This is a genomic window from Adlercreutzia caecimuris B7, from assembly GCF_000403355.2.
Classification (GTDB): domain Bacteria; phylum Actinomycetota; class Coriobacteriia; order Coriobacteriales; family Eggerthellaceae; genus Adlercreutzia; species Adlercreutzia caecimuris.
Window position 1 is genome coordinate 814,413 of sequence record NZ_KE159646.1, and the last position, 7,007, is coordinate 821,419.

The following is a 7,007-nucleotide window of genomic DNA, read 5'->3' on the forward strand; positions in this document are numbered from 1 at the left end:
TGGGTACGGAACACGGCGCCGGCACCCCCATGGACGCCCGGCGCCGCCCATAGCTGCTAGGAAGCGTGCAGGGCTTCCTCGATGTTGGCCCGGGGCTTGATGACCGGCTTCGTCTCGCCGGTGATGTCGCTGGCCCGCACGGTCACCTGGGAGGCGCCGTCGAACTCGGGCAGGTCGTACATCACGTCCATGAGCACGCGCTCGCAGATGGAGCGCAGGCCGCGGGCGCCGGTGCCGTGCTCGACGGCCTCGTGGGCGATGGCTGTCAGCGCCGCCTTGTCGAAGGCCAGACGGCAGTCCTCGAACTCGAACATGCGGGTGTACTGCTTCACGAGCGCGTTCTTCGGCTCCACGAGGATGCGCACGAGGTCTTCCTCGGACAGCTCGGAAAGCGACGTGATGACCGGGATGCGGCCCACGAACTCGGGGATCATGCCGTACTTGTTCAGATCCTCGGGAAGCACCTGACGCAGAAGCTCGGCCTCGGACTCCTTCTTGGAAGCGGCCAGCTCGCTCGCGAAGCCCAGCGAGGTAGTGCCCACGCGGCTCGCCACGATGTCGGCCAGGCCCACGAAGGCGCCGCCCAAGATGAACAGGATGTTGGTGGTGTCGATGGGGATGAGCTCCTGCTGGGGGTGCTTGCGACCGCCCTGGGGCGGCACCGAGGCCTCGCAGCCCTCGACGATCTTCAGCAGGGCCTGCTGCACGCCCTCGCCGGACACGTCGCGGGTGATGGAGAGGTTCTCGGCCTTGCGGGCGATCTTGTCGATCTCGTCGATGTAGATGATGCCGATCTCGGCCCGGGGCACCTCGAAGTCGGCGGCGGTGATGAGCTTCAGCAGGATGTTCTCCACGTCCTCGCCCACGTATCCCGCCTCGGTGAGCGTGGTGGCGTCGGCGATGGCGAAGGGCACCTGCAGGGTGCGGGCCAGGGTTTGGGCCAGAAGCGTCTTGCCCGAGCCCGTGGGACCGATGAGCATGATGTTGCTCTTGGCCAGCTCCACGTCGCCCTCGGCGGCCGCCTCCCCCATGGAGATGCGCTTGTAGTGGTTGTACACGGCCACGGACAGGGCCCGCTTGGCCTCCTCCTGGCCCACCACGTGCTCGGACAGCCGCGCGTACAGCTCGTGAGGCGTGGGCAAGTCCCCCAGCACCTCGGCCGGCGAGGGACCGTCGCCGGCCACGGGGCTCTCCTCGCGGATCATCTCGGCCTCGGGCGGATTGCCCCAGCGGCCCCAGCCCCCGCCGAAGCGGCCGTCATCGACCGGCTCGAACTCCTGGGCCATGGTGTAGCCCATGTCGCGCATCATGGCATCGGCGCATACCGAGATGCACTCGTCGCAGATGTAGATGCCATTGGGGCCGGAGATCATGGCGTTGACCAGGTCGCCGGTCTTACCGCAGAAGGCGCAGGTGTAATCGCCCCGATGGGGGTCGTAGGGATGATGATGGTTGTTCATGGCTTCCTTTTCAGGTTCCTCGCTCGTTCGGCTTCGCGGCGCATCGGGAAGCGATGCGCGCTATTCGCCCTTCTTCTGGCCGGGCATGGCGCCGTGGTGGTAGATGATCTCGTCCACGAGGCCGTACTCCTTGGCCTCCTCGGCGGTCATGTAGTTGTCGCGCTCGGTGTCCAGCTGGATGCGCTCGATGGACTGGCCGGTGTTCTCGGACAGGATCTTGTTCAGGCGCTTGCGGGTCTTCAACATGAAGTCGGCCACGATGGCGATCTCGGTCTGCTGGCCCTGGGCGCCGCCGAGCGGCTGGTGGATGAGCACCATGGAGTTCGGCAGCACGAAGCGCTTGCCCTTGGTGCCCGAGGACAAAAGCACGGCGGCCATGGAGGCGCACTCGCCGATGCAGATGGTGGACACGTCGCACTTGATGAAGTTCATGGTGTCCAAAATGCCGAGGCCGGCCGTAACCGAGCCGCCCGGGGAATTAATGTACAGGGAGATGTCCTTATCGGGATCGGTGGCCTCCAGGTGCAGCAGCTGGGCCACCACGGAGTTGGCCACATGGTCGTCGATCTGCTCGCCGAGGAAGATGATGCGGTCGTTCAGCAGGCGGCTGTAGATGTCGTAGCTGCGCTCGCCCCGCGGCGACTGCTCGATGACGTAGGGGATGAGGGCGTTGCTCACGCGTTCGATGCCCATGGGTGCCTCTCTTTCGCAAATAGGGCCGCATAGCGCGGCCTGTCCATAGTTCAGAACCATATTGCTATACATCCGTTCGCAATGCAAGGGGAACGGGGAAATGAACACAGCAGCGGAGGTTGAGTGTAGAGGGAGTGCCCGGTGTTCTGACCGAGCGAGTTCCGCAGCGACTGCGACAGTCCAGTGGACTGTCGCACAAAGCGAGGACTGTCTGAGCGAATCAGAATACCGGGCGGTCCCGACCCGGAAGATTCGCCACGAAAAAGGGCGAGGTCTCCCCCGCCCTTGTCGACTTGCGATGCGAAGCGCTGTTACTCGGCGGCTTCCTCGGCGTCGTCGGCCTTCTTGGCGGCCTTCTTCTTCGCCGGCTTCTTGGCAGCCTTCTTCTCGGCGGCGGCCTCGGCGGCGAAGTCCTTCTCGGTCACCTTGGCGTTCTCCATGAGGTCCTCGATGGCCTTGGTGCGCAGAAGGCCGGTGCGGATGAGGTGCAGGCGGCCCGCCTCGCGCCACTCCTTCTCCAGAGCCGCGGGATCCTCCACGCCGGTCTTGGCGAACTCGGCGGTAATCTCCTCGTCGGTGATCTCCATGCCGGCATGGCGGGCCCAGGCCTCAAGGGCGAGCTGCTCCTTCACATGGTCGGCGGCCTGGGCCTTCAGATCGGCCTTGAACTGGTCGGCGGTGATGCCCTGGCTGCCCAGGTAGGCGTCGAAGGTCATGCCGGCCTGCTGCAGCTGGCCGAAGAAGTCCTGGAGCAGCGAGGTCTCGGCCTCGGCCACCATGGCCTCGGGCACCTCGGCGTCGATGCGCTCCAGCAGCTTCGTCATAATGGCGTTCTCCTTGATGCGCGGCATCATGGCGCCCTTCTGCATGTTCAGCGACTCGGCGATGCGCTCGCGCATGTCGGCCACGGACTCGAAGCCCATGGTCTCCTTCGCCCACTCATCGGTGACCTCGGGGGCGGCCTTCTTCTTCACCACGGTGCAGGTGACCTCGAAGTTCACCGGCTTGCCGGCCTGGTCGGCCAAAAGCACGGCGGTCTCGTCGGCGGGCACCTCCAGGGTGAACTCCTTGGTCTGGCCCTTCTTCATGCCCATGATCTCGGCGTCGAAGGCCTCGGACAGCATGCCGGTGCCCGGGCCGTACAGGCGGGACTCGCTCGTGATGGCGGCGATGTCGTTGCCCTCGGCGTCGGTGGCCTTGATGGCCAGGTCGGCGTAGTTCTCCGGCTTCAGCTTCGTGGCAGCGGAGGCATCCTCGAAGGTGGTGTAGTGCTCGGCCATGGCAGACACCTGGTCGTCGATCTCGGCCTCGGTGGCCTCGGCGAAGGGCAGCTCGATCTCGACGGCGTCGTAGCTGGAAAGCTCCACCTCGGGACGCAGGTCGATGGTGAAGGAGAACACGTAGGGCTTGCCGGCCTCTACGAGCTCGGTCTCCTCCATGGCGGGGCCGGACACGGGGCTGAGGCCCTCGGCGTCGACGGCGGCGGCCCAGGCGCTGTTCAGCAGCTCGTCGGTGACGGTGGCACGCACGGCCTCGGCGCCGAGCGCGTTGTCGATAACCGGGCGCGGGGCCTTGCCGCGGCGGAAGCCCGGGAAGTTGTACTTGCGAGCGAAGTCCTTGTAGGTCTTGGTGATGCGGCCGTCCACGTCGGCGGCGTCGATGGTGACGGCGACCTTGGCCTTGTTGCCCTCAAGGGACTCAACGTTTGTTTCCACGAATAATTCCTCCATCGTTTCCTGACACGGCGCGGGATACTTGCGCCCGCGCGAACACTTCCTCGGCGATCCGCCAGGCGGAATCCCGCGGAAGCGCACAGCTGCCCATTATGCCACAACCATCACACAGTGGCTACACATCGCCCGAACCATGACACAAAAAAGAGACGCGGGCAGGACGCCCGCGTCTCTAAAAGCCATTGTATCGGCTCCTTAGGCCTCGCTCTTGCCGGAGCGCACCACGTAGCAGATGGTGAAGTAGCCGGCCACACCGCCTGCGCACGCGCAGACGACGCCTTTGAGCAGCATCATGGCCGTGACCGTAAGCGGCAGGGGCAGAAGCACGCAGGCGAAGGCGCCCACGCCCATGAGGGTGACGGTGGCCGCCACGGTGGTGACGAGCAGCGCCGGGGCGTAGCTGGCCGGCACAAGGGAGGCCGCCCCGCCGAGGTTGGCCGCATTGGGGCCGGCGAAGACGTGCTTGCGCAGATCCATGCGGGTGAGCGGCACCACGATGACGAACAGCAGAAGGCCCAGGAGCACGCCGGTCAGGGCAAAATCGTGGAAAATGTCGGCGTGGCCGAGCAGGGCCTCGGGCTCGCCCATGTGCAGCAGGTAGAAGATGACGGCGTTGATGATGCCGTTGATGACGCCGTAGCCGATGATGCACTTGTTCAGCAGATAGGAGTTGAAGGGCTTCGCGGGACGCGCCGGAGCCGCCGCGCCCGAGCTTGCCACTGACTTTGCCATGGGTGTTCCTTTCCTCGAGAACCGCTGGCCCGCATCGGCGATAGCAGCCGGGGCGGGGCCGTCTGACGCTTCCATTATGGGAGGGCGCCGCCGCCTCTGCGGAAGAACCCTTACCGCTGTTACGGAAGGGTGGGCGGCGGGGCACTTTCGCCGCCGTTGCGCCACAGAGGGGGAACCGAGTTGTTTCCAAACCGTTTTACCTGGGGAAATACGGGGGCGCTGCGGCGAGGGATCCCTACAGGGGGCTCCCCGGCCGCGCAAGCCCCTTGCCGCTGCTGCGGTAAAGCTTCTGCCATGGCCGCCGAGGCGGCGGTACTACGATGGCGGCGACGGAGGGGGCGGCCGTTCGGGTCTCTCGTCTCGCAGGGCTCGCGCCCGCGCGGCCCGAGCAGCCCCCTCCCGTGCGCCGAGGAAGGCGCATGGCATATCGGTTCCGATAGAAGGAGGAAATCTATGACCAAAGACAAGGCAAAGCAAGTCGAGGGAGGTGCGGAGAAGTTCCTGGTGCTGCCCATCCTGGTGCTCATCATGGCCCAGATGGGAACCTCGGGCGACAACGGCGCGCTCGGCCTGGCAAACCAGCAGCTGGTCGACGTGCTGGGCGCCACCACCCCCGACATCCAGCTGGCGAACATGGTGTACTCGCTCATGGCCGGCGCCTTCATGGTGGCGGGCGGTCTGATGGGCACCATCATCGGCTGGCGCACGAACTTCCGCATGGGCGCCGCCCTCTGCGCGGCCGGCGAGCTTGTCATGGCGCTGTCGCCGAACATGACCGTGTTCATCTGGGGCGGCCGCATTCTCGTCGGCTTCGGCGCCAGCTTCATGATCCCCTCGGTGCTGGGCCTTATCCCCTTCATCTACCACGGCAAGAACCGCGTGCTGGCCTTCGGCTGCATCGGCGCCGCCTCGGGCCTGTCGGCCTTCCTGCCGCTGTTCCTGGGCATCGTCATGCAGTTCGGTGGCTTCCGCGTCACCTACGGCGTGCTGGCCGTGTACTTCGTGCTGGTGCTCGCCCTCTCGCTCAAGCTTCCGGCTATCCAGAAGCCCGCTGAGAAGCTGAAGTTCGACGGGCTCGGCACCGGCATCGCCGCCGTGGGCCTGTTCCTGTTCCTCGTGGGCCTGTCCCGCATCTCCGCCTGGGGCCTCATCGAGCCCTTCGCGGCATGCCCCTTCACCATCTTCGGCATCTCGCCGGCCCTGCCCATGGCCGCCCTCGGCCTGCTTCTCATCGTGGCCCTCGTGCCCATCGAGAAGCGCGTGGAGGAGAAGAACGGCATCGCGCTTCTGCCCCAGTCCTTCCTGAAGACCCCCCAGGTGCGCGCCGGCCTCGTGGCGAGCGCCATCACCTTCTTCTTCATGGGCGTCCAGGCCATCCTGCTCTCGCCCTACCTGCAGCTGGTGGCCGGCTGGTCGCCGGTGCTCATGGGCGTCATGGCGCTGGCCGTGGGCATCCCCACGTTCATCTTCTCGCTCGGCATCCCGAAGTTCATGCCGAACGCCAACCCGCGCCGCGTCATCCAGCTCGGCTACATCGTGATGGCCGCCGCCTTCATCCCCATGGCCCTCTCGCTGCACGGCTCTGAGGTCAACGGCCTCATGTGGGTCGGCCTGGCCGTGGCCGGCGCCGGCGCCGGTATCGTGTCCGCCCAGGCCAACAATATCGTGGCCCTGGCCGTGAACGAGCGCGACGCCTCCCAGTCCGGCGGCATCCAGACCACCATGCGCAACGTGGGCCAGGCCATCGGCGTGGCCGCCATCGGCGCGGTGCTCCTGTTCGGCATCACCGTGAACATCGACAACGCCATGGCCAACAACCCGACCATCACTCCCGAGGTGCGCGCCGCCGTGGCCGAGCGCAACATCACCCTCATGGGCGACGCCCAGTTCGAGACCACCATCGCCGACATCCCCATGGACGATGCCGAGAAGACGGAGCTGGTGTCGTTGAACTCGGATGCCCGCATCCAGTCCACCATCACCGCCTACGTGGTGTCGGCCGTCATCATTCTCCTCGGCCTGCTCACCACCCGCTGGATCACCATCTTCCGTAAGGACGAGGAAGGCGGCGCCCCGTCTGAGCCGCTGCCCGCCGGCGAGCAGCCCTTCGAGCCCGTGGTGGATCGCGAGATGTAGCGACCGCACCCGCCGCTTGGGCGAGGACATCTATCAAACCTGGCAAGACGAAGCGGGTGGGACCAACGCCCACCCGCTTCTTGCATCTAAGACCGGAACCGACCACGAAAGGAAGACCTATGGGCAAGCTGTTCTGCAACGCAACGTTCGTTCCCCTCACCGACGAGGACGCCCGCGCCGACGCCCTGCTCGTCGACGACGAGGGCCGCATCGCCTTCGTCGGCCCCCTGGAGGAGGCCCGCGAGCGCGCCGG

Annotated in this window: 5 protein-coding genes; 1 reads left to right on the plus strand and 4 read right to left on the minus strand. The window is 66.1% G+C overall.

The annotated features are described in order from the left end of the window. Window positions 1-56: 56 nt before the first annotated feature. The 4 genes from clpX to C811_RS0103050 form a co-directional block, all read right to left on the minus strand. Entirely contained in the window at window positions 57-1,460 is a 1,404-nt protein-coding gene (gene clpX, locus C811_RS07535) for an ATP-dependent Clp protease ATP-binding subunit ClpX (RefSeq protein WP_016308939.1), read from the minus strand. Window positions 1,461-1,520: 60 nt separating this feature from the next. Next, on the minus strand, window positions 1,521-2,153 hold the full coding sequence (clpP, locus tag C811_RS07540; protein ID WP_016308940.1) for an ATP-dependent Clp endopeptidase proteolytic subunit ClpP: 633 nt from the start codon (window positions 2,151-2,153) through the stop codon (window positions 1,521-1,523). 311 nt (window positions 2,154-2,464) lie between these two features. Continuing rightward, window positions 2,465-3,868, minus strand: a complete 1,404-nt coding sequence (gene tig / locus C811_RS07545; RefSeq protein ID WP_016308941.1) for a trigger factor — start codon at window positions 3,866-3,868, stop codon at window positions 2,465-2,467. 213 nt (window positions 3,869-4,081) lie between these two features. After that, window positions 4,082-4,618: a hypothetical protein gene (locus tag C811_RS0103050; RefSeq protein WP_016308942.1), complete on the minus strand. Its 537-nt coding sequence runs from the start codon at window positions 4,616-4,618 to the stop codon at window positions 4,082-4,084. A 453-nt stretch (window positions 4,619-5,071) separates the two neighbouring features. Between C811_RS0103050 and C811_RS07550 the strand changes: the two genes are divergently transcribed. Further along, complete coding sequence (locus C811_RS07550) at window positions 5,072-6,754, plus strand: MFS transporter (protein ID WP_016308943.1); 1,683 nt, start codon at window positions 5,072-5,074, stop codon at window positions 6,752-6,754. Window positions 6,755-7,007 lie beyond the last annotated feature (253 nt).

What these genes read in the sequence shown, in the direction of transcription:
- clpP (WP_016308940.1), bottom strand. Translation starts at nt 2,153, where the DNA reads ATGGGCATCGAACGCGTGAGCAACGCCCTCATCCCCTACGTCATCGAG.
- clpX (WP_016308939.1), bottom strand. Translation starts at nt 1,460, where the DNA reads ATGAACAACCATCATCATCCCTACGACCCCCATCGGGGCGATTACACC.
- C811_RS0103050 (WP_016308942.1), bottom strand. Translation starts at nt 4,618, where the DNA reads ATGGCAAAGTCAGTGGCAAGCTCGGGCGCGGCGGCTCCGGCGCGTCCC.
- C811_RS07550 (WP_016308943.1), top strand. Translation starts at nt 5,072, where the DNA reads ATGACCAAAGACAAGGCAAAGCAAGTCGAGGGAGGTGCGGAGAAGTTC.